General features: G+C 55.4%; 20 protein-coding genes. All 20 read left to right on the top strand.

What is annotated here, in order from left to right:
- The first annotated feature begins 104 nt into the window (after nucleotides 1–104).
- The 20 genes from J4P41_RS05365 (at nucleotide 105) to J4P41_RS05460 (ending at nucleotide 26,009) form a co-directional block, all read left to right on the top strand.
- Nucleotides 105–350 (top strand): hypothetical protein, encoded by a 246-nt coding sequence (locus tag J4P41_RS05365; protein WP_034880508.1) that lies wholly within the window; start codon nucleotides 105–107, stop codon nucleotides 348–350.
- A gap of 44 nt (nucleotides 351–394) precedes the next feature.
- Complete coding sequence (locus J4P41_RS05370) at nucleotides 395–1,621, top strand: DNA recombination protein RmuC (RefSeq protein ID WP_426066360.1); 1,227 nt, start codon at nucleotides 395–397, stop codon at nucleotides 1,619–1,621.
- Nucleotides 1,622–1,668: 47 nt separating this feature from the next.
- A complete protein-coding gene (locus tag J4P41_RS05375) occupies nucleotides 1,669–2,400 on the top strand; it encodes a response regulator transcription factor (protein ID WP_026017459.1) in 732 nt (243 codons plus the stop codon).
- Nucleotides 2,387–3,811 carry a sensor histidine kinase gene (locus J4P41_RS05380; protein ID WP_034880504.1) on the top strand — a complete coding sequence of 475 codons (1,425 nt, stop codon included), beginning with the start codon at nucleotides 2,387–2,389 and terminating at the stop codon, nucleotides 3,809–3,811. Before J4P41_RS05375 ends, J4P41_RS05380 begins: the two co-directional genes overlap by 14 nt.
- 170 nt (nucleotides 3,812–3,981) lie before the next feature.
- Nucleotides 3,982–7,149: an efflux RND transporter permease subunit gene (locus J4P41_RS05385; RefSeq protein ID WP_023943144.1), complete on the top strand. Its 3,168-nt coding sequence runs from the start codon at nucleotides 3,982–3,984 to the stop codon at nucleotides 7,147–7,149.
- A 23-nt stretch (nucleotides 7,150–7,172) separates the two neighbouring features.
- Nucleotides 7,173–8,438 carry an efflux RND transporter periplasmic adaptor subunit gene (locus J4P41_RS05390; protein ID WP_373317466.1) on the top strand — a complete coding sequence of 422 codons (1,266 nt, stop codon included), beginning with the start codon at nucleotides 7,173–7,175 and terminating at the stop codon, nucleotides 8,436–8,438.
- The gene (locus tag J4P41_RS05395; protein ID WP_023943140.1) at nucleotides 8,438–10,054 is read left to right on the top strand and encodes an efflux transporter outer membrane subunit; all 1,617 of its coding nucleotides are present in this window, start codon (nucleotides 8,438–8,440) and stop codon (nucleotides 10,052–10,054) included. Before J4P41_RS05390 ends, J4P41_RS05395 begins: the two co-directional genes overlap by 1 nt.
- Nucleotides 10,055–10,159: 105 nt before the next feature.
- Nucleotides 10,160–10,594 carry a 50S ribosomal protein L11 gene (rplK, locus tag J4P41_RS05400; protein ID WP_008852418.1) on the top strand — a complete coding sequence of 145 codons (435 nt, stop codon included), beginning with the start codon at nucleotides 10,160–10,162 and terminating at the stop codon, nucleotides 10,592–10,594.
- Between the two features lie 4 nt (nucleotides 10,595–10,598).
- Complete coding sequence (gene rplA, locus J4P41_RS05405; RefSeq protein WP_010502167.1) at nucleotides 10,599–11,291, top strand: 50S ribosomal protein L1; 693 nt, start codon at nucleotides 10,599–10,601, stop codon at nucleotides 11,289–11,291.
- Between the two features lie 308 nt (nucleotides 11,292–11,599).
- A complete protein-coding gene (gene rplJ, locus J4P41_RS05410; protein ID WP_010502165.1) occupies nucleotides 11,600–12,118 on the top strand; it encodes a 50S ribosomal protein L10 in 519 nt (172 codons plus the stop codon).
- A gap of 66 nt (nucleotides 12,119–12,184) precedes the next feature.
- Nucleotides 12,185–12,559, top strand: coding sequence for a 50S ribosomal protein L7/L12 (gene rplL / locus J4P41_RS05415; protein WP_007282711.1), 375 nt, complete (start codon nucleotides 12,185–12,187; stop codon nucleotides 12,557–12,559).
- Between the two features lie 241 nt (nucleotides 12,560–12,800).
- Complete coding sequence (gene rpoB, locus J4P41_RS05420) at nucleotides 12,801–16,973, top strand: DNA-directed RNA polymerase subunit beta (protein WP_010502162.1); 4,173 nt, start codon at nucleotides 12,801–12,803, stop codon at nucleotides 16,971–16,973.
- Nucleotides 16,974–17,053: 80 nt separating this feature from the next.
- On the top strand, nucleotides 17,054–21,370 hold the full coding sequence (gene rpoC, locus J4P41_RS05425) for a DNA-directed RNA polymerase subunit beta' (protein WP_061932389.1): 4,317 nt from the start codon (nucleotides 17,054–17,056) through the stop codon (nucleotides 21,368–21,370).
- A gap of 387 nt (nucleotides 21,371–21,757) precedes the next feature.
- Entirely contained in the window at nucleotides 21,758–22,129 is a 372-nt protein-coding gene (gene rpsL, locus J4P41_RS05430; protein ID WP_010502158.1) for a 30S ribosomal protein S12, read from the top strand.
- A gap of 12 nt (nucleotides 22,130–22,141) precedes the next feature.
- Nucleotides 22,142–22,618 carry a 30S ribosomal protein S7 gene (gene rpsG / locus J4P41_RS05435; RefSeq protein WP_010502156.1) on the top strand — a complete coding sequence of 159 codons (477 nt, stop codon included), beginning with the start codon at nucleotides 22,142–22,144 and terminating at the stop codon, nucleotides 22,616–22,618.
- 113 nt (nucleotides 22,619–22,731) lie between these two features.
- Nucleotides 22,732–23,922 (top strand): elongation factor Tu, encoded by a 1,191-nt coding sequence (gene tuf, locus J4P41_RS05440; RefSeq protein WP_023943132.1) that lies wholly within the window; start codon nucleotides 22,732–22,734, stop codon nucleotides 23,920–23,922.
- A 120-nt stretch (nucleotides 23,923–24,042) separates the two neighbouring features.
- Nucleotides 24,043–24,351: a 30S ribosomal protein S10 gene (gene rpsJ, locus J4P41_RS05445; RefSeq protein ID WP_007282720.1), complete on the top strand. Its 309-nt coding sequence runs from the start codon at nucleotides 24,043–24,045 to the stop codon at nucleotides 24,349–24,351.
- 10 nt (nucleotides 24,352–24,361) lie between these two features.
- Nucleotides 24,362–25,045: a 50S ribosomal protein L3 gene (rplC, locus tag J4P41_RS05450; RefSeq protein ID WP_023943130.1), complete on the top strand. Its 684-nt coding sequence runs from the start codon at nucleotides 24,362–24,364 to the stop codon at nucleotides 25,043–25,045.
- An 11-nt stretch (nucleotides 25,046–25,056) separates the two neighbouring features.
- Nucleotides 25,057–25,671 (top strand): 50S ribosomal protein L4, encoded by a 615-nt coding sequence (gene rplD, locus J4P41_RS05455; protein ID WP_426066361.1) that lies wholly within the window; start codon nucleotides 25,057–25,059, stop codon nucleotides 25,669–25,671.
- A 41-nt stretch (nucleotides 25,672–25,712) separates the two neighbouring features.
- Nucleotides 25,713–26,009, top strand: coding sequence for a 50S ribosomal protein L23 (locus J4P41_RS05460; RefSeq protein WP_010502122.1), 297 nt, complete (start codon nucleotides 25,713–25,715; stop codon nucleotides 26,007–26,009).
- Nucleotides 26,010–26,019: the final 10 nt, after the last annotated feature.

The raw sequence follows: 26,019 nt of genomic DNA on the forward strand, positions 1-26,019 counted from the left end.
AACAATTACGCCACAGGATTGCCATACCGGCGTAGGATGCCCGCAACTGACGCAGTGGAAATCCGTTTTCTGCTCATTCATGTTGTCTTGAGAGGGTCATACCGATGTCTCGTTCCATTCGCCGCTCTGCACTCCGTGTCGCAGCAGGACTTTCTTTTCTTGGGCTTGGCGCTTGTGTAGGAACGGCCGCTTCAGGGCCTGTGAACCCGTCTGCTCCGGTTGCCGGTTACGGATATACCTGTAAGGCTGGGATCTACACCTGTAAGATGCCAACTCAGGTCCCTCTGGGCACATCCTGTTCCTGCCCGGGCCTGGGTGCCGCCAGTTACGGCAATGTGCACCAGCCATAATCCCTGACATTGGCCCTTTGGGTTGAAGGGGATAGAACCGCGCCATGCAGGATGGGATTTCCGGTATGGCGCAGTTTGTTCCATGGATTATTGCCGCAGTTTCGCTCGCTGTTGCGGCTCTTGCGATCATGCGGGGCGGGAGTGGCGACATTGCGCGCCTTCTGGACCGCGAAGCGGACGAACGGGCACGGGATACCGAGTATCAGCGCGCTCATCTGGCAGACGTCGAGCGGGCTCTTTCCGGTCGGATGGATCAGCTTCGACTGGAAACAAATGATCGTCTGGGGGATCTGACCCGGAGGGTTGGGCAGGATCAGGCTGAAGGGCGTGTCCTGCTGTCCGAAGCGCTACGAGAAATGGCGCAGAGCCAGAATGTACAGATTGAGCGCATTCGTGTTGCCGTTAACGAACAGCTTCATGGTGCTGTCGAAAAACAGATGCAGACCAGCTTTCAGCGTGTGGTTGAGCAATTCAGCGCCATGCAGAAAGCCTTGGGTGAGGTGACCAACGTCACGGCGCAAATTGGTGATCTCAAGCGTCTGTTCTCCAACGTGAAGACGCGTGGTGGCTGGGGCGAGGCTCAGTGTCGTGCCATTTTGGATGATGTTCTGCCGGAAGGGAGCTACGACACGAATTTTCGTCTGGGAGAGGGTGGAGAGTCTGTAGAATTCGCTATCAGGATGCCGGTGAAGGGCCATGTTGCGCCTCGTCTTGCTATCGACAGCAAGTTCCCGACTGAAGCTTATGAGCGTCTGCTGAATGCAACTGAGCTTTCGGATGTGAGTGCTGAGAAGGTGGCTCGGAAGGAACTTGAGGCCACGATAAAGTCTGAGGCTCGCAAGATTGCTTCCAAATATATCTGTCCGCCGATCACGGTTGAATTCGCGGTGCTCTATTTGCCGACTGATGGTCTTTACACGGAAATCGCCCGGATGCCTGGCGTCATTGATGAAATCGGGCGTTTATATCGCGTGATCGTCATGGGGCCGTCGTTGCTTCCTGCCATGCTTCGGACGGTTCATCTCGGTTATGTGACACTCGCGCTTGAGGAGAGGACGGAGGCGATTGCCAGTCTGCTTGGAGCGACGCGCCAGGAGATGTTGCGGATGGATCAGGTGCTGGACAGATTGCAGCGGAATGCAGGGACAATGGGCAACACGATTGAGGAAGCGCGTCGTCGGACACGCGTTCTCGGACGTCGCCTGAGGGCACTGGATGGAGTGGAAAATCTCGAAGATGCGCAGGATGATCTTGAATTTCCGGAAGTTTAAGACTGATTTTAATGGGATGACATCTGATATTCCCCCATGTGACAGTCATGAGCATGATGCCCGTATCTGAACACGAGGCGGCTTCCCGCCCGATCGAGTCTGCCATTCGTCTGCTTTTGATTGAAGACGATGACAGTATCGCCATGGAAGTGGCTGAGGAACTGACGTCCCGCGGTTATGCCGTGACGCGCGTCGACAACGGTCTGCGTGGTCTTGAAGAGGCTCAGTCTGGCCGATACGACCTGATGATTGTGGACCGGATGCTGCCGGAACTTGACGGGCTGAGCGTCATCGAGTTGTTGCGTCGTCAGAAAATCATGCTGCCGGTTCTAGTTCTGTCGGCGTTGTCAGCGGTGGATGACCGGGTCAATGGCCTGAAGGCTGGGGGAGATGACTATCTTACCAAGCCTTTCGCCATGGAAGAACTGGCAGCTCGTCTTGAGGCTCTGCTCCGACGGCCGACCGATAGCCGAGAGACGGTTCTGCGGGTTGGCCCGCTAGAGATGGACCTCATTGAACGGAAGGTGTTCCGGAACGGACGTGAGATCGAGTTGCTTCCGCGCGAGTTTCGTCTTCTGGAATATATGATGCGCCGACCGGGAACGGTTCTAACGCGCACCATGCTGCTGGAAGACGTCTGGAATTACCGCTTTGTTCCACAGACCAATCTGGTGGACGTGCATATTGGTAAGCTTCGTCGAAAGATTGATGTCGCAGGAGAGCCTGCGTTGATCCAGAGCATCCGTGGCGCAGGGTTCAGTCTGCGTGTATCGGACTGACATTTTCCGGACCGCCACGTTCCGCCTGACGCTGGCGTTCGTGGTGGCAATGATTGGCGGTATCCTGCTTCAGTTCGGGCTCGTTTATGCCCAGATGAATGGGTACGAGAGTGCGCGTTCCAGTGATCTGCTTCGGCGTGAGGCGGCGCTTCTGGTTCAGGAAACGCCTGAGCGACTTGAAGATGAAGTTCGCGAGCGGAGCAAGACAGATCTGCGCGTCATCCTCAATGGCGCCAGTCTGTTCGATCTGAACCATAACCGGATTGTTGGAGATATCCGTCACTGGCCCGAAGGGTTGGAAGTTTCTAATAGAACCCGGCGGCTCACGGTCGCTCCTCCGGGGGATACGCCTTACGAGATGCGCTATCTGGCCATCGAAGTTCCTGGTCCAGATGGAAGCAGCGGGGATCGCATTCTGGTTCTGGCCCGTTCGATGCATATGGCAGATGAGCTGCGGTATATCATCAAGCGTGCAGCCCTGATTTCGGTCATTCCGATGGTGCTGTTTGCGTTGCTGGCCGGTCTGTTTCTCAGCCATCGTGCCTTGGGGCGCGTCAAGGAGATGCGGCAGGCAATCGAGCGTATTATGGCGGGTGATTTGCATGAGCGTCTGCCTGCCGGGCGGGAGTGGGATGATATCGAGCGTCTGGCGGGTGCGGTGAACCGGATGCTGGATCGCCTTGAGCATCTTCTGGATGAAATCCGGGATGTGGGGAATGATATCGCCCACGATCTGCGAACCCCTTTGGCTCGTGTGCGGGCGCGTCTTGAGCGGGCGCTGTCGTCTCAGGATGATCCGGAACATCTCAAATCCATCATTCTCCGGGCTACGCAGGATCTGGATCAGTGTTTCTCTGTCATCACTGCGCTGTTGCGCATTGGTGAGATCGAGAATGGTCGTCGTCGAGCGGGCTTTACGATGATGGATCTGTCTGAGTTGGCTGCAGGTATTGTTGATCTTTATGAGCCTATTGCCGAGACGCAGGGACTGGCTCTCACGGTTCGCGGCATCGACAGACCGATTCCTCTGTATGGTGATACGGATCTGTTGAACGAAGTTCTTGCCAATCTGGTGGATAATGCCATCAAGTTTACGCCGCCCGGCGGCGAGGTTGGCCTGATCGCTGGCAGCGATGATGCAGGATGTGCCTGGCTGAAAGTGTATGACACAGGCATCGGTATTGCGGAGGATGAGCGAGGCGCCGTTCTGGGGCGTTTTTACCGGTCTGACAAAAGTCGTCATATTCCCGGAAGTGGTCTTGGTCTGAGTCTGGTTTCTGCCATTGTGGATTTGCACGGAGCATCTTTGAAAATCAGCGCTTATCGCCCGAACAGAGAGATGGCAGGATCAGTATTCACAATCCATTTCTCCGCCAGGAATGGCGTGGATCAGTCCATCAATATTACATGACATTTCTGTTTCAGGGCTGAATCCGGGCGTTCTTAAACTCAATTTTGCTTGTCGCACCACATATGTCCGGTATGACTTGTCTCAATTTGAAGGGGACGCCCGTTGAGACTGACCAAGACTGACGTAGCCGTGCAACTCCTGTCATTCAGGAACAGGAGCGCCGTAGACGTATGAATGCCATCGTCGTAACTGCCCTTAAAAGGCCTTACACGTTCGTAGTTCTGTCGATCATGATCCTGATTTTCGGGATCAAGGCGATCGTTTCGACGCCGACGGACGTTTTCCCTTCCATTAAAATTCCAATTGTTGCGATTGTCTGGTCTTATACCGGGCTTATGCCGGAAGATATGTCCGGTCGTGTCGTTTATTATTATGAGCGGTCCCTCACGGCGACGGTCAGTAATATCGAGCACATTGAAAGTTCGTCTTATTACGGGCGAGGTATTGTAAAGGTCTTCTTTCAGCCTGGGACGGATACCGCTGTTGCCCAGACGCAGATTACCTCTGTGTCTCAGACTGTTATCAAACAGATGCCAACGGGTGCGACGCCTCCGCTGATTATTGCGCTGGATGCATCGTCTGTCCCGGTTCTGACTCTGCAGGTGAATAATCCCACCATGTCCGGGTCGGAAATTTACAACATGGCGTCCAACCTGATCCGGCCTGCGCTGGTGCCGGTTGCGGGAGCGGCAATCCCAAATCCGTATGGCGGTCTTGCTCCGGATATTATGGTGGACATTGATCCCATCAAGCTTCTGGCGCATCGGCTGTCTCCTGAAGACGTGGCGAACGCTTTGAACCGGCAAAACATCGTTCTGCCTGCTGGTGATCAGAAGGTTGGTGCGATTGACTGGATGGTAAAGACCAACTCCACGCCGCTGGATCTGTCCGTCTTCAATAAAATGCCGATCAAACAGGTTGGTAATTCGGTCATCTATCTACGGGATGTTGCCTGGGTACACAGGGGCGGGCCGCCGCAGATTAATGCGGTGCTGGTGAAAGGCCAGCAGGCCGTGCTCATTGTGATCCTCAAGAGCGGGGATGCGTCCACCCTTTCTGTTGTGGCGGGTGTGAAAGCCCTTCTTCCTCAGATCAAGGCAACGCTTCCGGCTGGAACGACCCTGAACGTACTGACGGACGCGTCAGGTTTCGTGAAGGAATCTGTGTTTGACGTGGTTCGTGAAATGATCACGGCTGCGATCCTGACGAGTTTGACGGTTCTTCTTTTTCTGGGGTCCTGGCGGTCTACGGTGATCGTCGCGACGTCCATTCCACTGGCGATGTTGTCATCCATGATCGGTCTAAGCATCGCCGGGCAGTCGATCAATGTCATGACGTTGGGTGGCCTGGCTCTTGCCGTTGGTATTCTTGTGGATGACGCGACGGTCATGATCGAGAATATTGATGCTCACCTTGAAATGGGCAAGGAACTCGAAGAGGCAATCATTGATGCCTCTAATCAGATTGTTGTGCCAACCTTCGTTTCGACCACTTGTATCTGTATCGTCTGGCTACCGTTGTTCGAACTGACGGGTGTTTCGGGGTGGCTGTTCATGCCTATGGCTGAAGCCATCATCTTTGCGATGGTTGCGTCGTTTATTCTGTCACGGACGCTAGTGCCGACGATGGCGAACTGGCTGCTTCCGGCTCAGGTCCAGATGCATCGTGATCCGGAATGGCATCATCGCAAGCCCGGCATTTTCGGACGTTTCCAGCGGGGTTTCGAAAAGCGGTTCAGCAGCTTCAGAGAGCATTACAAAGGCGTTCTGTCTGGACTGATCGCCATTCGCGGGCGGTTCGTGACAATGTTCCTGTTGGCTGCTGTGGCATCCATGGCGTTGCTGCTTTTCGTCGGGCAGGACTTCTTCCCGGAGATCAAATCCGGAACGATCCAGATGCATATGCGGGCGCCCATCGGAACCCGTATTGAAGAGACGGGTAAGATTGCCGGTCTGGCTGAGAAGCGACTTCGCAAGATTCTGCCGGGTCAGGTCGAGAATGTGGTGAACAACTGTGGTCTGCCGTTCAGTCAGTTGAACCAGGCCATGGTGCCGTCTCCGACGACGGGGGCGCAGGACTGCGACATCACGATCCAGCTGAAGAATGATGAAAGCCCGATTCCGGAATATCGTCAGAAAATTCGCAAGGGTCTGACCGATGCTTTCCCTGGAACGATCTTCACATTCCAGCCGGGTGACATGACGGCGAAGATTTTGAATTTTGGTTTGCCGTCCCCGATCGACGTACAGATTTCCGGACGTGATCTTCAGGCGAACTTTGCTTTTGCAACGCGTCTGGCCAAGAAAATGCGTCATATTCCCGGCATTACGGATGTATCGATACAGCAGCCAATGACGCAGCCGACGCTAATGGTGAACAACCGTCGAAGCTTTGCGCTTGGTACAGGCATCACACAGCGGGATGTGGCGCTGAACTCGCTTGTGACGCTGTCGGGCAGTGCCCAGGTTGGTCAGACTTACTATCTGAATGCGCAGGGAACCTCACAGCTTATCGATGTGCAGACTCCGGCGAACTATCTTCAGACGATGAACGATCTCGAAATCGTTCCCATTGACAAGGGCGATGGCAATCCGACGAACCAGACGCCTCAGCTTTTGGGGGCTCTGACTGAGCTTCAGCAGACCGGGACGCCAGCAGAGGTCTCGCATTACAACATCATGCCTGTGTTCGATATCTATGCCGCGCCGGAAGGCACGGATCTCGGTACGCTGTCCCGCACTGTAAAAAGTGTGGTGGAAAGTGAGCGCAAGAATCTGCCGCATGGCTCGACGCTTGTCGTGCGCGGGCAGGCGGTAACGATGAACGATGCCTATGTGCAGTTGATTGGTGGTCTCGCGCTGTCCATTGCGCTGGTTTATCTGATCATTGTCGTAAACTTTCAGTCCTGGCTTGATCCGTTTGTCATCATCACGGCGCTTCCGGGTGCTTTGGGTGGTATTTCCTGGAGCCTGTTCCTGACACATACTGCCTTGTCGGTGCCGGCGTTGACGGGTGCCATCATGTGTATGGGCACAGCGACAGCGAATGCCATTCTGGTAGTCTCATTCGCCCGTGAACGTCTGGACCATCATGGAGATGTTCTGCTGGCCTCGCTTGAGGCCGGGTATGAACGTATCCGACCGGTTCTGATGACGGCGCTTGCCATGATGATCGGCATGATTCCGATGTCGATCAGTAATTCTTCCAACGCCCCTCTGGGCAAAGCTGTTATTGGCGGCCTGTTGGTAGCAACCATTGCTACTCTGCTGTTCGTGCCCTGTGTTTTTGCCCTGATCCATTACAAGCGGCCTGCTGGGCCAGAAGGAGACCGCGCGTGAACCATTCTTCTGAACAGGGCCAGATGATGCCTCAGGGGCAAGAACCGAAGAGTGGCAGCGCTCTGCGTAACAGGTTGATCCTGCTTGGTGTCGTTCTCGTGGCCATTATTCTGGCGGCGTGGGGGATCATTGAGCGCGGTGTGCACTATCACTCATTGTCTGGCGTTACCGAGGAAGCGGCCATTCCACCGGTAACGCTGATTTCTCCGCAGGATGGTCCAAAGACACGACAGGTCGATCTGCCAGCCAATCTTGCGGCCTGGTATGAAGCGCCGATCTACGCACAGGTCTCTGGCTATGTGAAAATGTGGTACAAGGACTATGGCGCGCATGTGAAGCGTGGCGATGTTCTTGCCGAGATCAGCACGCCAAGCATTGATGCCCAGTTTCAAGCGGCCAAAGCTCATTACAATGTTATTCTTGCCCGCTATAACCTTGCAGTCATTACGACGCAGCGTTGGACGGCCTTGAAGGGGACGCAGGCGGTTTCCCGACAGGAAGTGGATGTTCAGGCTGCCAACGCTGCGGCGCAGAAAGCCGAGCTTGAAGCTGCTGAACATGAGGTCGAGCGTTTTCAGGCGCTGGAAGACTTCAAGAAGATCGTTGCGCCGTTTGATGGCATCGTGACCTCTCGCCTGGTCAACGTCGGTGATTATGTTAATGCGGGCGGCGGCAACGTAAATTCACGTGGTTCAGCATCCGAACTGTTTTCGGTGGCGGACGTACATCGGATGCGTGTGTTCGTATCGGTGCCACAGGACTTTGCAAGCGTAATTTCCCCAAAAATCACGGCTGATCTGTCTGTCCCGCAGTATCCTGGCCGTCGTTTCAAGGCGACTTTCCTTGCCACGGCCAACGCGTTCAATGCGGCGACCCGTACAGTGACGACAGAGTTGACGATTGGGAACGAAGATAATCTGCTGTGGCCGAACTCCTATGCAACAGCCCATATTTCCGCGCCTGGTAATCCGGATATTCTGATTCTGCCGGAGGGTGCGATTATTTTCCGGGCACAGGGTATGCAGGTTGCCAAGGTTATTAACGGACATGTGCATCTGGTGAATGTGACGGTGGGAATCAACTTCGGCACGACGGTTCAGATCCTGAGTGGTGTGACGAAGGATGACCAGCTTATTGCCAACCCGACGGCTGATCTGCTGGAAGGGGATGAGGTTCGCGTTGTCCCGACGACGCCGGGCTACAATGTTCCGACCAAGGCCCAGCAGGAAGAGGATCAGAAATCAGTGCGTTCGCATGATGCCAATCCGGATGAGGCTGGATCCCGTTGATGAGACTGACCGATCTGAAGCGCGGATATTTTACGCGGCCACGCCGTCATGTCGTGACGGCTTTGGCGGGTGTCCTGTCCATTGGGCTGGCGTCCTGTAATCTGGCTCCCGACTACCATCCTCAGAAGTTCCTTTATCCGGAAGGATGGGAAGGAAAGGGGGTCATGGCCAATGCGCATCCTGCGGATGACATGATCCGCAGTGATTGGTGGACCATGTTCCATGATCCCATACTGAACGGCATGGAAACCAAGATGCTGCAGGTCAATCCAGATCTGCAGGTTGCGGCAGAAGCGTTCACACAGGCGCGTGACGTGGCGAGGGAGGCGGAAAGCAAGCTCTACCCTCAACTCACTGGCTCTGCGCATATGAGCTACAATAAAGGGTCTCTCGGACGGCTCTTCAATAACCCGAACAGAAGTACGTCGCTCGTTTATGAGTCCAATCAGGCCTATAGCGGTGCTGCGACGTGGGAGCCGGATTTCTGGGATTCCATCCGGAACTCCACACGGATGGAAAAAAATCTCGCTCAGGCGACGGCCGCTGATTACGCGCTGGCTAAGCTGAGTCTCGAGGCTGAACTTGCCAGTGACTATATCGCGTTGCGGGGGTTGGATGCCCAGAATGCGGTCTACGAAGACTCGATCCATTACTTCCGGGCTGCTGTAGAAATCACGGAGTTGCGTCAGGCTGGAGCCATTGGTGCTGGACTGGATGTGTCCCGTTCAGAAAACCAGCTTTATTCAGCCATGGCGGCCCAGAGCAATCTGTTGGCAGAGCGCAGGGTTATGGAGAACGCGATTGCCGTTCTGCTGAATACCGCTCCGGCAGGCTTCCACATTGCGCCGGTTCGCGATGTGAAGATGCATTTTGGTGTGGTGAAGGTGAACCCGGGTCTGCCGTCGTCTCTCTTGGAGCGTCGGCCTGATATTGCTGCTGCCGAGCGGAGAATGGCAGCAGCGTCTCGTGCTATCGGTGTGTCTCGTGCGGCGTTCTATCCTCGCATTACGCTGAGTGCGGATGGCGGTTTTGAGGATGGCGGCTTCGATCTCGCCAGTATTTCGCGGGCTTTCTGGAAAATTGCTGTGCAGGCTGTGGAGCCTGCCTTCACTGGTGGTTTGCGCCGCGCAGCATTGCAGCGGTCCTGGTCTCAGTATCGGCAGACTGTGGATGAGTATCGCGGAATTGTGCTGTCTGCATTCCAGGATGTGGAAAATGGCCTGACGCAGAGTGGTCAGTACAAGATTGCGCAGGATCAGCAGCAGCGTGCCGTGGAAGCTGCCCTTCGGACGCAGAGTATGACGATGGCCCTCTACACTGGCGGTCTGTCAAACTATCTCGATGCACTTGTAGCTCAGCAGGATGCCTTGCAGGCTCGTCTTGCTTTGGTCCAAACGCAAACGTCCCAGATCCAGGCAACAGTGCGTCTGGTGCGGGCTCTGGGCGGTGGGTGGGATTCCAGTGAACTGCCGGGTGTAAAGCAGATTGATCCGTTTGGTGCGTTCCAATACGAAGGACTGCATAAGCCTCAGCCTGTCGCGGGGATAGACAGCCATGAATCGGCTGTGGACAACGATCTGCGCGGTGATCATGCGGATAAAAGCTTGACGCATTAGGTGAAAGCGGTCTAGGGGACCGCCTCACTTCGAACGCGGGAGGAGGCGGGTAGCCGACTCCGTTAAACCGCGGTTCGGGAACGAAACAAATGGGGAGTCCCGGATATGGCCAAAAAAGTTGTTGGCTACATCAAGCTTCAGATCCCGGCTGGTAAAGCCAACCCATCTCCGCCGGTTGGTCCGGCACTGGGTCAGCGCGGCCTGAACATCATGCAGTTCTGCAAAGAGTTCAACGCGAAGACGCAACAGCTTGAGCCAGGTATGCCGATCCCGGTCGTCATCACTGCTTATGCAGACCGTACGTTCTCCTTCATCACGAAGACCCCGCCGAACACGTACTTCCTTCTGAAGGCTGCCAAGATTTCCAAGGGTAGCCAGACGGTTGGCAAGTCCGCTGCGGTTGGTTCCGTGACGACGGCTCAGCTTCGCGAGATCGCTGAGACGAAGTTCAAGGACATGAACGCCAACGACATCGATGGTGCTGTGCGCATGCTCGCAGGTTCCGCCAAGTCGATGGGCCTGAACGTGGTGGAGGGCTGATACCATGGCAAAGAACAAGCGTCTGAACGCCGCACAGGCAACTGTCGAGCGTAACAAGCCGTACACTCTTGCTGAAGCTGTGGCTCTGGTGAAGAGCAATGCCAAGGCAAAGTTCGACGAGACGATCGAAATCTCTCTGAACCTCGGCATTGACCCGCGTCATGCTGACCAGATGGTCCGCGGCCTGATCTCTCTGCCGAACGGCACGGGCAAGACTCTGCGCGTTGGCGTGTTTGCACGTGGCGCCAAGGCTGAAGAAGCTCTGGCTGCTGGTGCAGAAGTTGTCGGTGCAGAAGATCTGGCTGAGAAGATCCAGGCTGGCGAAATCAACTTCGACCGCTGCATTGCAACGCCTGACATGATGGCTCTGGTTGGTCGTCTTGGTAAGATCCTTGGTCCGCGTGGCCTGATGCCGAACCCGCGTCTCGGCACGGTGACCATGGACGTCAAGGGTGCCATCACGGCTGCCAAGTCCGGTCAGGTTGAATACCGTGCCGAAAAGGCTGGTATTGTTCATGCTGGCGTTGGCAAGGCATCTTTCGATGAAGCCAAGCTGATCGAGAACATCAATGCTCTCGTTGACGCCGTGCAGAAGGCACGTCCGTCTGGCGCCAAGGGTACCTACATGAAGAAGGCAGCACTGTCTTCCACGATGGGTCCGGGCGTTCGCGTTGACGTTTCCAGCTTCGAGGCTTGATCGAAGCGGGGGCTTTCTATAGAAGGCCCCCAATAAGGAATGACACCATGCTTTGGTATGGTGGCGTAGGGGCGGCGCGTTAGCGGGTCGCTTCCAAACCTGTCCAAGACCGCGCGTAACATTTCGATGTTTTAAGTGCTTCTCATGAAGCGGCGAGCGTCAGGCGGGGCGCCAGTGTTTTGGTGGTTTTACCACGATGCGCTGGGTTCGCTCACTTCTGTGGACAGGCGAGCGGAGGATCTTCAGCAATGAAGGTGCTCCATGGGTAACCTGGTCTGGATTATTCCAGGCTGACGAGGAGACAGGTTATGGACCGTACGGAAAAGCGGGCCTTTGTCGAGTTCCTCGCCGATGTGTTTGGCAGCACGTCCATGGTCATCGTCACCCAGAACAAGGGTCTGACGGTTGCTGATGTGACCGAGCTGCGTCGACGCATTCGTGCGGCAGGTGCGACATACAAGGTTGCGAAGAACCGGCTGGCCAGCCGTGCTCTGGATGGGACCCAATTCGACGGCATCGCGCCGCTGCTCAAGGGGCCGACGGCTCTTGCCTGGTCTGAAGACCCGGTCGCAGTTGCAAAGGTGATTGTCGAGTTCGCCAAGACGAATGACAAGCTTGTAGTTCTCGGTGGATCTCTTGGTTCGCAGACGCTTGGCGTCGACGGAATCAAGACTCTTGCCGAACTGCCGTCTCTGGACGAGCTGCGTGCAAAGCTGGTGGGTATGATTCAGACCCCCGCTACGCGTATCGCAGGCGTTGTTCAGGCTCCGGCAGGCCAGCTTGCTCGCGTCTTTGGCGCCTATGCCAAGACCGGCGAAGCCGCTTAAGAGTAAAATCAACGCTGCGGCGTAGATTTGAACCCATTCAAACAGTGCATCACTTAGGATAAGACCATGGCCGATCTGGCAAAGATTGTTGAAGAGCTGTCCGCTCTGACCGTTCTCGAAGCTGCTGAACTTTCCAAGCTTCTCGAAGAGAAGTGGGGCGTTTCTGCTGCTGCTCCTGTTGCAGTTGCTGCTGCTGGTCCGGCTGCTGGTGCAGCTCCGGCTGAAGAGCAGACCGAATTCACCGTTGTTCTGGCCGCTGCTGGCGACAAGAAGATCAACGTGATTAAGGAAATCCGTGGCATCACGGGTCTGGGTCTGAAGGAAGCCAAGGACCTGGTCGAAGGCGCACCGAAGACCGTCAAGGAAGGCGTGTCCAAGGACGAAGCCGAGAAGATCAAGAAGACCCTGGAAGACAACGGCGCCAAGGTCGAAATCAAGTAATCAACTTGATCGGGCCGCTTTCTCTCTGAGGGGCGGTCTCTGCGAAAGCAGACGGATAGGGCGGGGATCGCATGCGGTTCCCGCCCGATTTGCCGTTGGTGGAAATAAGAGTATAATACGCGGCTCGCCACGTATTGAAATTACTGAAAGCCGGTCGTTCCGGTCGTCCGTGTCGTGTCAGGCGGTTGTCTGTCAGCGAAGTCCCGGGCGACTCGAAGGTCTGGTGCAGAGGGCAAGATAGATGAACGCGATCACCAAATCGTTCACGGGACGCAAGAGGATCCGCAAAAGCTTCGGGCGCATTCCCGAAATTGCGCCGATGCCCAATCTGATCGATGTGCAGCGCGCCTCCTATGAGGCATTCCTGCAGATGAATGTGAGTCCTGACGCACGTCAGAACTCCGGTCTGCAGGAAGTTTTCCGCTCGGTTTTCCCAATTAATGACTTTGCTGGTCGCGGTCGTCTGGACTTCGTATCTTACGAGTTCGAAGAGCCGAAGTACGACGTTGAGGAATGCATTCAGCGTGGTCTGACATACGCAGCGCCGCTGAAGGTCATTCTGCGTCTTACGACGTGGGACATTGATGAAGATACGGGTTCGCGCTCCATTCATGATCTGAAGGAACAGCCGGTTTACATGGGCGATATGCCGCTCATGACAGACAACGGTACCTTCATTATCAACGGTACCGAGCGCGTCATCGTATCTCAGATGCATCGTAGCCCAGGTGTCTTCTTCGATCACGATAAGGGCAAGACGCATTCTTCGGGTAAGTATCTCTTTGCTGCCCGTGTGATTCCATATCGTGGTTCATGGCTCGATTTCGAATTCGATGCCAAGGACCTGATCTACGTTCGTATCGATCGCAAGCGTAAGCTTCCTGTCACGACGCTTCTGTACGCACTTGAAGGTGCGAACTACATCGCGCAGCGTGACCAGAAGATTGCGGAAGGCGGAGATGTCGAAGGTCTCGACATTCGCGGTATGGATCAGGATGAAATCCTGTCCTACTTCTATGACATGGTTCCGTTCACCCGGATGGGGGATGGCTGGGCCCGTCCTTTCGAGCCAGAAGCATTCCGTGGCCAGAAGCTGCTCAGCCCGCTGGTTGATGCTGACACAGGTGAAGTGGTCGCTGAGGCAGACGCCAAGCTGACTGCCCGTATGGTCCGCAAGATTGCGGAAAAGACCCGTGTGGTTCAGGTTGGCCGTCTGGATGTTCTCGGTCGCTACCTTGCTTATGATCTTGTCAATGAGCACACAGGTGAGATCTACGGTGAAGCTGGTGAGGAGCTGACGGAAGATCGTCTTGTCGCTCTTGAAGAGCTTGGCATCACGGAACTTCCTACGCTTTCGGTCGACGGTTCGCATGGTCCGTGGATCCGCAACACGCTTTCCGTTGACAAAAATACCAGCCGCGATGAAGCACTGATCGACATCTATCGCATTATGCGTCCAGGTGAGCCGCCGACCAAGGAAACCGCCGAAGCGATGTTCCGTGGTCTCTTCTTTGATCAGGACCGCTACGATCTGTCGTCTGTTGGTCGTGTCAAAATGAACATGCGTCTCGATGTCGATGCGCCGGATACCCTTCGTGTGCTGCGCAAGGAAGATATCCTGCGTACGATCAAGATCATGTGCGACCTGAAGGATGGTCGCGGTCAGATCGACGATATTGATAACCTTGGTAACCGTCGCGTTCGTTCTGTGGGCGAACTGATGGAAAATCAGTATCGCGTCGGCCTGCTCCGTATGGAGCGTGCCATTCGTGAGCGTATGGGTTCGGTCGATATTGATACGGTCATGCCGCATGACCTGATCAATGCGAAGCCGGCTGCTGCTGCGGTTCGTGAGTTCTTCGGCTCCTCACAGCTCAGCCAGTTCATGGACCAGACCAACCCACTCTCCGAAGTGACGCATAAGCGTCGTCTTTCGGCGCTTGGCCCTGGTGGTCTGACCCGTGAGCGCGCAGGCTTCGAAGTTCGTGACGTTCATCCGACGCATTACGGTCGTATCTGCCCGATCGAGACGCCTGAAGGTCCGAACATCGGTCTGATCAACTCGCTCTCGACGTATGCCAAGGTCAATAAGTACGGCTTCATTGAAACGCCGTATCGTCTGGTTAAGGATGGCGTTCTTCAGGATGGCTGGAAATATCTTTCTGCCATGGAGGAAGAGAAGCTTGTTGTTGCACAGGCTGATGCCAAGCAGAGCGCCGATGGCCACCTGACGGACGAGCTGGTTTCCGTTCGTAAGTCTGGTGACTTCCGTGTTGTTCCGCCTGAGCAGGTTACGGCTTGCGACGTCTCCCCGAAGCAGCTTGTGTCTGTCGCGGCGGCTCTCATTCCGTTCCTAGAGAACGATGACGCGAACCGTGCACTCATGGGTGCAAACATGCAGCGTCAGGCTGTTCCGCTGGTGAAGGCCGATGCCCCGCTGGTTGGTACGGGCATGGAAGCGGCTGTTGCGCGTGACTCCGGTGCGACGATCGTCGCTAAGCGTCGTGGCATTATCGATCAGATCGATGGTGCACGTATCGTTGTCCGTGCGACTGATGATGCGGGTTCGACGCAGGGTGTCGATATCTATCGTCTGCGCAAGTACATGCGTTCGAACCAGTCTACCTGCATCAATCAGCGTCCGCTGGTGAAGGTTGGCGACACAGTTCACGCTGGTGACATTATTGCTGACGGTCCGTCCACCGAGCTTGGCGAACTGGCTCTGGGTCGTAACGTGCTTGTCGCGTTCATGCCTTGGAACGGTTACAACTTTGAGGATTCAATCCTCATTTCCGAGCGTATTGCACGCGATGACGTCTTCACTTCGATCCATATCGAAGAATTTGAAGTCATGGCTCGTGATACGAAGCTGGGTCAGGAAGAAATCACACGCGACATTCCAAATGTCGGCGAGGAAGCTCTTCGTAACCTTGACGAGGCAGGCATTGTCTATGTCGGCGCCGAGGTGAATCCGGGTGATATTCTTGTCGGCAAGGTGACGCCAAAGGGTGAAAGCCCGATGACGCCGGAAGAGAAGCTTCTTCGCGCCATTTTCGGTGAGAAGGCTTCTGACGTTCGTGATACGTCCCTGAAACTGCCGCCTGGCACGACCGGTACGATTGTTGATGTTCGCGTTTTCTCACGTCGCGGCGTCGATAAAGACGAGCGTGCGATGGCAATCGAGCGCTCCGAGATTGAACGCCTGACCAAGGACCGGGATGACGAGCGTTCAATTCAGGAGCGTAGTTTCCACAATCGTCTGCGTGAGCGTCTGGTTGGCCAGGTTGCTGGTGCTGGCTTCAAGGGAATTCGTTCCGGTACGCCGATCACGGTTGAAGTTCTGGATGAGCATCCTCGTGCGGCATGGCGCAACATCTCGGTCTCTTCTGATGAGGTGACTGCTGAACTCGAAACACTGCGTTCCGAGTTTGATGAAGCTGTCCGTCGCATAACTGCGCGCTTTGACAACAAGGTTGAAAAGCTGCAGCGCGGTGATGAACTGCCGCCTGGTGTAATGAAGATGGTTAAAGTCTTCGTTGCCGTGAAGCGTAAGCTTCAGCCAGGTGACAAGATGGCCGGTCGTCACGGTAACAAGGGTGTCGTTTCCCGCGTCGTTCCTGTCGAAGACATGCCGTTCCTTGAGAATGGTCAGGCGGTTGATATCGTTCTGAACCCGCTGGGTGTGCCGTCGCGCATGAACATCGGTCAGATCCTTGAAACCCATCTGGGTTGGGCTTGTGCCAATATCGGTGCAAGCATCGGTGAGATGGTTGACGAGTATCAGCGGACTGGTGAGCGCAAGCAGGAACTGCTTGATCGTCTGCGGGACGTGTACGGGGACGAAATCTTCGAAACCGACGTTGCTACTCTGCCGAACGAGCAGCTTATCGAGCTGGCCAACAACCTTCGCAAGGGTCTTCCGATTGCTACCCCGGTGTTCGATGGTGCTTCCATCCCGGACATCGAAGGCATGCTGGAAAAGGCCGGTGTGAACAAGTCGGGTCAGTCTCAGCTGATCGATGGTCGTACGGGCGAGACATTTGAACGCCAGACTACCGTTGGTTACATCTACATGCTGAAGCTGCATCACCTTGTCGATGACAAGATCCATGCACGTTCCATTGGTCCGTACTCTCTGGTCACACAGCAGCCGCTGGGTGGTAAGGCGCAGTTCGGTGGTCAGCGCTTTGGTGAAATGGAAGTCTGGGCGCTCGAAGCATATGGTGCGGCTTATACGCTGCAGGAAATGCTGACGGTGAAGTCGGATGACGTTTCCGGCCGTACCAAGGTCTACGAGGCTATCGTGCGCGAGCAGGACGACTTCGAAGCCGGCATTCCGGAGAGCTTCAACGTTCTGATCAAGGAACTGAAGTCTCTCGGCCTGAATGTCGAACTCGAGCAGGGCGAGATTTAATTGTCTCGCTCTCCTCTCGCTTCACGGTTCAATTTTGAAGTGCCCGCGGGACGCCGCGGTGCACATTGGGGTTTCGGCGCATGAACGAACTCATGAAAATCCTGGGTCAGGCTGGTCAATCAGTCAGCTTTGATCAGATCAAGATCCAGCTTGCTTCCAGTGAGCAGATCCGCTCCTGGTCCTACGGCGAAATCAAGAAGCCGGAGACCATCAACTACCGTACGTTCAAGCCAGAGCGTGACGGGCTTTTCTGCGCACGCATTTTTGGTCCTATCAAGGATTATGAATGCCTGTGCGGTAAGTACAAGCGCATGAAATTTCGCGGCATTGTCTGCGAAAAATGTGGCGTTGAGGTCACGCTTGCCAAGGTGCGCCGTGAGCGCATGGGGCATATCGAACTTGCTTCCCCTGTTGCGCATATCTGGTTCCTGAAGTCGCTGCCGAGCCGTATCGCCACGATGCTGGATCTGCCGCTGAAGGACGTTGAACCCGTTCTGTATTTCGAGAAGTTTCTCATTCTCGATAAGGGTGTCTGTGATTCCGATCAGATCGACTCTTACAAGAATGGCAAGAAGCGCGATCAGTATCTTCTGGATGAAATCCGCTGCGAAGATCTGCTCGACGAATATCCGGATGCGGGTATTGACGTTGGGATCGGTGCCGAGGCGATCAAGCGTGCGCTGTCCAGCTACGACTGGGGCATTCCGAACGCCGAAGAGCGTGAGTTGAGTCTGGCTGCCAAGGCCAAGGGTCTTCCAGATCCGTTTGACTATGACGCTGAAGTCATGGAAGGCGATTCCGAGAAGACGATGATGCGCAAGAAGCTGCGCAAGGCCACGTCTGAAGCGGCTCGCAAGAAGCTGGTCAAGCGTCTGAAGCTTGTTGAGGCATTCGTTGAGAGTGGCTCGCGTCCGGACTGGATGATCATGGACATCATTCCGGTGATCCCGCCGGAACTGCGTCCGCTGGTGCCGCTGGATGGTGGTCGTTTCGCAACGTCCGATCTGAACGATCTTTACCGTCGCGTCATTAACCGTAACAACCGTCTGAAGCGTCTGATCGAACTTCGTGCGCCGGATATCATTGTCCGCAACGAAAAGCGTATGCTTCAGGAAGCTGTTGATGCACTGTTCGACAACGGTCGTCGTGGGCGTGCGATTACGGGTGCCAACAAGCGTCCGCTGAAGTCCCTGTCTGACATGCTGAAGGGCAAGCAGGGCCGTTTCCGTCAGAACCTTCTTGGTAAGCGTGTCGACTATTCTGGCCGTTCGGTTATCGTGGTTGGCCCGGAACTGAAGCTGCATCAGTGCGGTCTTCCAAAAAAGATGGCGCTCGAACTCTTCAAGCCGTTCATCTACTCCAAGCTGGAAAAGTACGGTCACGCCACCACCATCAAGGCTGCAAAGCGCATGGTGGAGAAAGAGCGTCCAGAAGTCTGGGATATTCTCGAAGAGGTTATCCGCGAACATCCAGTAATGCTGAACCGTGCTCCGACGCTTCACCGTCTTGGCATTCAGGCGTTCGAGCCGACCCTGATTGAAGGTAAGGCTATCCAGCTTCACCCGCTGGTCTGCACCGCGTTCAATGCCGACTTTGACGGTGATCAGATGGCCGTGCACGTTCCGCTGTCGCTCGAAGCGCAGCTGGAAGCACGCGTGCTGATGATGTCCACGAACAACATCCTCAGCCCTGCAAACGGCAAGCCGATTATCGTGCCGTCTCAGGATATCGTTCTGGGCCTCTATTATCTAAGCCTTGAAGTCCCTGAGTATCGTGAGACACCGGATGAGGCCGTCATTGAAGGTGGCAAGGTCGTCAAGGCTGCTCCACCGGCTTATTCTGATGTGGCAGAAATCGAGAGCGCCATGCTCGCTGGTTCTCTGCAGCTTCATGACAAGATCCGTCTGCGTCTTCCGACCGTTGATGAAAACGGTAACCCGATCCGCCAGACGATTCTGACGACGCCGGGACGTGCGCTTATTGCGCAGATCCTGCCGAAGCATCCCGCGATTCCGTTCAGCCTGATCAATAAGCAGCTGACGAAGAAGAACGTGTCTGATGTCATCGATACGGTCTATCGTCACTGTGGTCAGAAGGAAGCTGTGATCTTCTGTGACCGTCTCATGGGCCTTGGTTTCAAGCATGCTGCCCGTGCAGGCATTTCCTTCGGCAAGGATGACATGATCATTCCGGCCGAGAAGGCAACGCTGGTCGGCAAGACATCGGAAGAAGTCAAGGAGTTTGAGCAGCAGTATCAGGATGGTCTGATTACGGCTGGCGAGCGCTACAACAAGGTGGTTGATGCTTGGTCGCGTTGCACGGACGAAGTGCAGGCAGCCATGCTGAAGGAAATCTCCAAACAGGTTATTGGCAAGCCGACGAACTCTGTCTGGATGATGAGCCACTCTGGTGCTCGTGGGTCGCCGGCTCAGATGAAGCAGCTTGCAGGTATGCGCGGTCTGATGGTGAAGCCTTCGGGCGAGATCATCGAGCAGCCGATCATCGCAAACTTTAAAGAAGGTCTGTCGGTTCTCGATTACTTCACGTCAAGTCACGGTGCCCGTAAGGGTCTTGCTGATACGGCTCTGAAGACCGCGAACTCTGGATACCTGACACGTCGTCTTGTTGACGTTGCACAGGATTGCATCATTGTTGAGCCTGATTGCGGTACAGAGCGCGGTCTGACGGTTCGTGCGGTGATGGACAGCGGTGAAGTCGTTGCATCTCTTTCCGAGCGTATTCTGGGTCGTACGACGTCCAAGGATGTGCTGCATCCGGTGACGCACGAAGTCCTTCTGCCTCGCAACACACTGATCGAAGAGCCCGAAGCAGAGCTCATCGAAAAGGCTGGTGTCGAAAGCATGGAAATCCGTTCGGTTCTCACATGTGATAGCCGCGTCGGAATTTGTGCACACTGCTATGGTCGTGACCTTGCTCGCGGTACACCCGTGAACATTGGTGAAGCTGTCGGTGTCATCGCCGCACAGTCCATCGGTGAACCAGGTACACAGCTCACGATGCGTACCTTCCATATTGGTGGCGCGGCTACGCGTGGTGCCGAGCAGTCCATGGTTGAGGCATCTCGCGACGGTGTTGTGACGATTAAGAATCGCAACGTGGTCGAAAACTCTCAGAAGGTTCTAGTTGTGATGTCGCGTAACTGCGAAATCCTGCTGACCGACGAGAATGGCGTTGAGCGTGCTCGTTATCGTGTGCCCTATGGTGCGCGACTGATGGTGGGTGAGGGCGAAGCGGTTGCACGTGGCCAGAAAATGGCCGAGTGGGATCCGTACACCCTGCCAATCATTACCGAGCAGGCGGGTACAGTCGAATACCTTGACCTGATCGACAGCATCACGCTCGTCGAGCGTATGGATGAGGTCACAGGCCTCAGTTCCAAGGTTGTGGTTGACTACAAGCAGGCTTCCAAGGGTGTGGATCTTCGTCCGCGCCTGCAGCTCAAAGATGCTGCAGGCAATGTGGTCAAGCTCGCCAATGGAAATGACGCCCGCTACTTCCTCTCACCAGACAGTATTCTGTCTATCGAGAATGGTGCGGAAGTTCATGCTGGTGACGTTCTTGCGCGTATTCCGCGTGAAGGTTCCAAGACGCGTGACATTACCGGTGGTCTGCCGCGTGTTGCTGAACTGTTTGAGGCACGCCGTCCAAAGGATCATGCAATTATTGCCGAAGGCGATGGTCGTATTGAGTTTGGCAAGGACTACAAGTCCAAGCGTTGCGTCATTGTGAAAAATGACGAAACTGGCGAAGAAACCCAGTACCTTATCCCGAAGGGCAAGCACGTTTCCGTTCAGGAAGGCGACTTTGTTCAGAAGGGTGACCCACTGGTCGACGGTCCGCGTGTGCCTCATGACATTCTGAAGGTCATGGGTGTCGAAGCGCTTTCGGATTACCTGGTCAATGAAATTCAGGATGTCTACCGACTGCAGGGTGTGAAGATCAATGACAAGCATATTGAGGTCATTGTTCGTCAGATGCTGCAGAAGGTTGAAATTCTGGAGCCGGGTGATTCGACCTATCTGATCGGCGAAACTGTTGATCGGATTGAATACGAGATCGAGAATCAGCGCCTGCAGGAAAATGGCGATACCCCAGCAGTGGCTATGCCGGTGCTCCAGGGTATCACCAAGGCTTCTCTGCAGACGCAGTCCTTCATCTCCGCGGCGTCCTTCCAGGAGACCACACGCGTGCTTACTGACGCCGCTACATCCGGCAAGGTCGACACGCTGAATGGCCTCAAGGAAAACGTGATTGTCGGTCGTCTGATTCCGGCAGGTACGGGTAGTGTTATGAACCGTCTTCGCGGCATTGCTGCCAGCCAGGATCGTCACCGCGTCGGTCGTTCAACGGCCGAAGTGGAAGACGCAGCAGAGTGATGAAAACCTCTCTGTTTTCTTCTGAAGGGAAGGGCAGAGAGGCTAAATGTGTCGATTCCGGGAACTCTCTTCTCAGAATCGGTTCATTTCTGGCCGAAACACTTGACTCAGCGCGGAACCCTTCGTAGGTTCCGCGCCCTCGGCTACTCCCGCCTGAAGAGGCGAAATTAAAGCCGTCGAAGACAAAGAATCGCATGTGGTGCCGCTAACCTGATTTCAGGGAATGCCAAGGCCGCAGGCTACAAAAGGAGGGGAATGGCTCTAGCTGTTTCCCTTTCCAAATGTGGGATAGGCAGGCGGTTCAGCCGCATGTCGATTTGAATAAAATGTCATGGCAGAAAGCCTGGTGCTTTCTGTCCGGAATAGGACAAGGATTGGGAAGGGCGCATGCCGACCATCAACCAGTTGATCGCGAACGGCCGTGAGCCGGCCGCAAAGCGGAACAAGGTCCCTGCACTACAGGGATGCCCCCAGAAGCGTGGCGTTTGCACGCGCGTGTACACGGTAACGCCAAAGAAGCCGAACTCCGCTCTGCGTAAGGTCGCCAAGGTGCGTCTGACCAACGGGTATGAGGTCGTGAGCTACATTCCGGGTGAAGGTCATAACCTTCAGGAGCACAGCGTTGTGCTGATCCGTGGTGGCCGCGTGAAGGATCTTCCTGGTGTGCGTTATCACATCCTGCGAGGCGTGCTCGACACGCAGGGCATCGCAAAGCGTCGTCAGCGTCGTTCGCTGTATGGCGCGAAGCGTCCGAAGTAAGAGGTATTTGGAATGAGTCGCCGTCACCGCGCCGTAAAGCGCGAGATCCTTCCCGATCCGAAGTTCGGAGACATCGTCATTACGCGTTTCATGAACGCTCTGATGTACGATGGAAAGAAATCCACCGCCGAGGGCATCGTTTACGGTGCGCTTGAGGTTCTGCGTCACCGTGGTGGTGCAACTGCTGACCCAGTGGCTATGTTTCACTCGGCTCTGGACAACGTGAAGCCGGCTGTTGAAGTCCGTTCACGTCGTGTTGGTGGTGCTACCTATCAGGTGCCTGTTGAAGTGCGCGCTGAGCGCCGTCAGGCTCTGGCGATCCGGTGGCTGATCGATGCCTCCCGCAAGCGCGGTGAGAACACGATGCAGGAGCGCCTGTCCAACGAACTGATGGACGCGGTCAATAATCGTGGCGCTGCTGTAAAGAAGCGCGAAGACACCCACCGTATGGCTGAAGCCAATAAGGCATTCAGCCACTATCGCTGGTAATCAGAACCCGCTAAAGGGCTTCCGGCAGCATTCGGGAATCTACCGGATGCTCACTGGAAAGAACTTTCAGTCTTATCTCTGCCTCGTGGGAGGCAGGGTTTTGGAGATAGACGATGGCAAAGGCTAAATTCGAGCGGACGAAGCCGCACTGCAACATCGGCACCATTGGTCACGTCGACCACGGCAAGACCTCGCTGACTGCTGCAATCACCAAGACACTTGCGAAGAGCGGCGGCGCCGAATTTAAGGCGTATGACCAGATCGACGCAGCTCCTGAAGAGCGTGCACGTGGTATCACCATTTCCACGGCTCACGTTGAGTACGAGACGAAGAACCGTCACTACGCTCACGTCGACTGCCCTGGTCACGCTGACTATGTGAAGAACATGATCACGGGTGCCGCTCAGATGGATGGCGCAATTCTGGTTGTGTCCGCTGCTGACGGCCCGATGCCGCAGACACGTGAGCACATCCTGCTTGCACGTCAGGTCGGTGTTCCGGCTCTGGTTGTCTTCCTGAACAAGGTTGATCAGGTTGACGATCCGGAGCTTCTCGAGCTCGTGGAAATGGAAGTTCGCGAACTTCTGTCTTCCTACCAGTTCCCTGGCGACGATATCCCCATCGTTAAGGGCTCTGCTCTTGTAACGCTTGAAGACGGCGATGCCACCATTGGTGAAGATCGCGTTCTTGAGCTGATGGAAGCCGTTGACACGTACATCCCGCAGCCGGAGCGTCCGGTTGACCGTCCGTTCCTGATGCCAATCGAAGACGTGTTCTCGATTTCTGGTCGTGGTACGGTTGTGACGGGTCGTGTCGAGCGTGGTGTGATCAACGTTGGTGACGAAGTTGAAATCGTTGGTCTTAAGGACACGACGAAGACGACTTGCACGGGCGTCGAAATGTTCCGCAAGCTGCTTGATCGCGGTGAAGCTGGTGACAACATCGGTGCACTGGTTCGTGGCACGAAGCGTGAAGACGTTGAGCGTGGTCAGGTTCTTGCAAAGCCGGGTTCCATCACGCCGCACAAGAAGTTCAAGGCTGAGGCATACATCCTCACGAAGGAAGAGGGCGGTCGTCATACACCGTTCTTCACGAACTATCGCCCGCAGTTCTATTTCCGCACGACCGACGTCACGGGCGTCGTGACGCTGCCGGAAGGCACGGAAATGGTCATGCCGGGTGACAACATCGCTATGGATGTCGAGCTGATTGCTCCGATCGCCATGGACGAAGGTCTGCGTTTCGCAATTCGCGAAGGTGGACGCACCGTGGGTGCAGGCGTGGTTTCTTCCATTAGCGCCTAAGTCCTGCGTTTCGCCGTTGATATGGAAGCCCCGGCCAGATTTATTTCTGGCCGGGGTTCCCTTTCAGATGCAATGGCAGTAGGACGAGACCCGAATTTTTGAGTTGGACGAATTAAGACTATGGACAACCAGAACATCCGCATTCGCCTTAAGGCGTACGATCATCGCGTGCTGGACAACAGTACCAAAGAGATCGTAAACACGGCGAAGCGTACGGGTGCGCGGGTTCGGGGTCCGATCCCGCTGCCGACGCATATCGAACGGTTCACCGTGAACCGTTCGCCACACGTGGATAAGAAAAGCCGCGAACAGTTCGAAATTCGGACTCACCGCCGGCTGCTCGACATTGTCGAGCCGACCCCGCAGACCGTGGACGCCCTCATGAAGCTCGACCTCGCCGCTGGCGTTGATGTCGAGATCAAACTCTAAGGTCCAGACGATGCGTACCGGATTGATTGCAAAAAAGCTGGGGATGACCCGGCTGTTTAAGGAAGATGGCACTCATGTGCCTGTGACAGTTCTGCATCTTGACGAAGTTCAGGTTGTAGACGCTCGCACGAATGAACGAGATGGCTATACCGCCGTTCAGCTCGGTCTTGGTAATGCCAAGGTGAAAAATGTCACCAAGGCAAATCGTGGCCACTTCGCCCGTACCAAGGTTGAGCCGAAGAAGACCCTCGTAGAGTTCCGCGTTGCGGAAGATGCTCTGCTTGAGGCCGGCACGAAGCTGTCTGCGAACCATTTCGTGGTTGGGCAGAAAGTTGACGTCACGGGTCAGAGTAAGGGTAAAGGCTTTGCGGGTGTTATGAAGCGTCATAACTTCGCTGGTCTTGAAGCCTCCCACGGCGTGTCCATCAGCCATCGTTCTCATGGTTCTACGGGCCAGCGCCAGGATCCTGGCAAGGTCTTCAAGGGCAAGAAGATGGCAGGTCACATGGGTGATGTGCGTGTTACCACGCTGAACCTTGAAGTGGCTGCCGTGGATGAAGAGCGTAATCTGATTATGGTCAGAGGCGCGATTCCTGGTGCGAAAAACAGCGTTGTGCTGATTCGCGATGCAATCAAGAAGGCACGCCATGCCGATGCGCCGTATCCGGCTGCAGTCGTGGCGGCCGCCGGTTGAGGGCGAGGGGCATGGAATACGATATCAAAACCCTCGATAATGGCAGCGCAGGCTCAGTCGCGCTTCCAGAAGAGATTTTCGCGGTTTCTCCGCGTGCTGACATCATGGCGCGTGTTGTTCACTGGCAGCTGGCAAAGCGCCGCGCTGGTACGCATCGCACCAAGGGCATGGGTGAGATCTCCGGTACAACCAAGAAGCCTTTCCGTCAGAAGGGTACGGGTTCTGCTCGTCAGGGTTCGCTGCGCGCTCCGCAGTTCCGTACGGGTGGTGTTGTACATGGTCCGGTTGTGCGCGATCATGGCTATGACCTTCCTAAGAAGGTCCGTCGTCTGGGTCTGATTTCTGCTCTTTCGCAGAAAGCCGCCGATGGCAAGCTGGTTGTGCTTGATACAGCAAACGGCGTCAGCAAGACGCGTGAAGCTGCTGCAAAGCTGAAGGCACTTGGCTGGTCGTCCGCTCTGATCGTCGATGGCGCAGTTGATGAGCAGTTTGCTCGTGCAGTTGCTAATCTGCCGAAGATCGATGTGCTGCCGACAATCGGTGCGAACGTCTATGACATCCTCAACCATGATGTGCTGGTTATTACCCGCGCAGGTCTTGAGAGTCTTAAGGAGCGCCTGGCATGACCCTGTCTATCGTCATGAACGCACGTAAGACTGCTGAGAACATGTCTCAGGAAGCTCTGTACGATGTGGTCCGTTCGCCGCTGATCACGGAAAAGGCTACGCTTCTTTCCGAGCGTAATCAGGTTGTTTTCAAGGTCGCCACGACTGCAACCAAGCCGCAGATCAAGGCCGCTGTCGAGAAGCTCTTCAATGTTAAGGTCACCGGTGTGAATACGCTGGTCCAGAAGGGTAAGACGAAGCGCGTCAAGGGTCGTCCTGGTCGCCGCTCTGACATCAAGAAGGCGTATGTGCAGCTTGCAGAAGGTCAGTCCATTGACCTTACAGCGAAGCTGGGCTGACGCGGGGTAA

This window comes from Gluconobacter sp. NFX36 (assembly GCF_049887835.1).
In the GTDB taxonomy this organism is placed as follows: Bacteria; Pseudomonadota; Alphaproteobacteria; order Acetobacterales; family Acetobacteraceae; genus Gluconobacter; species Gluconobacter japonicus_A.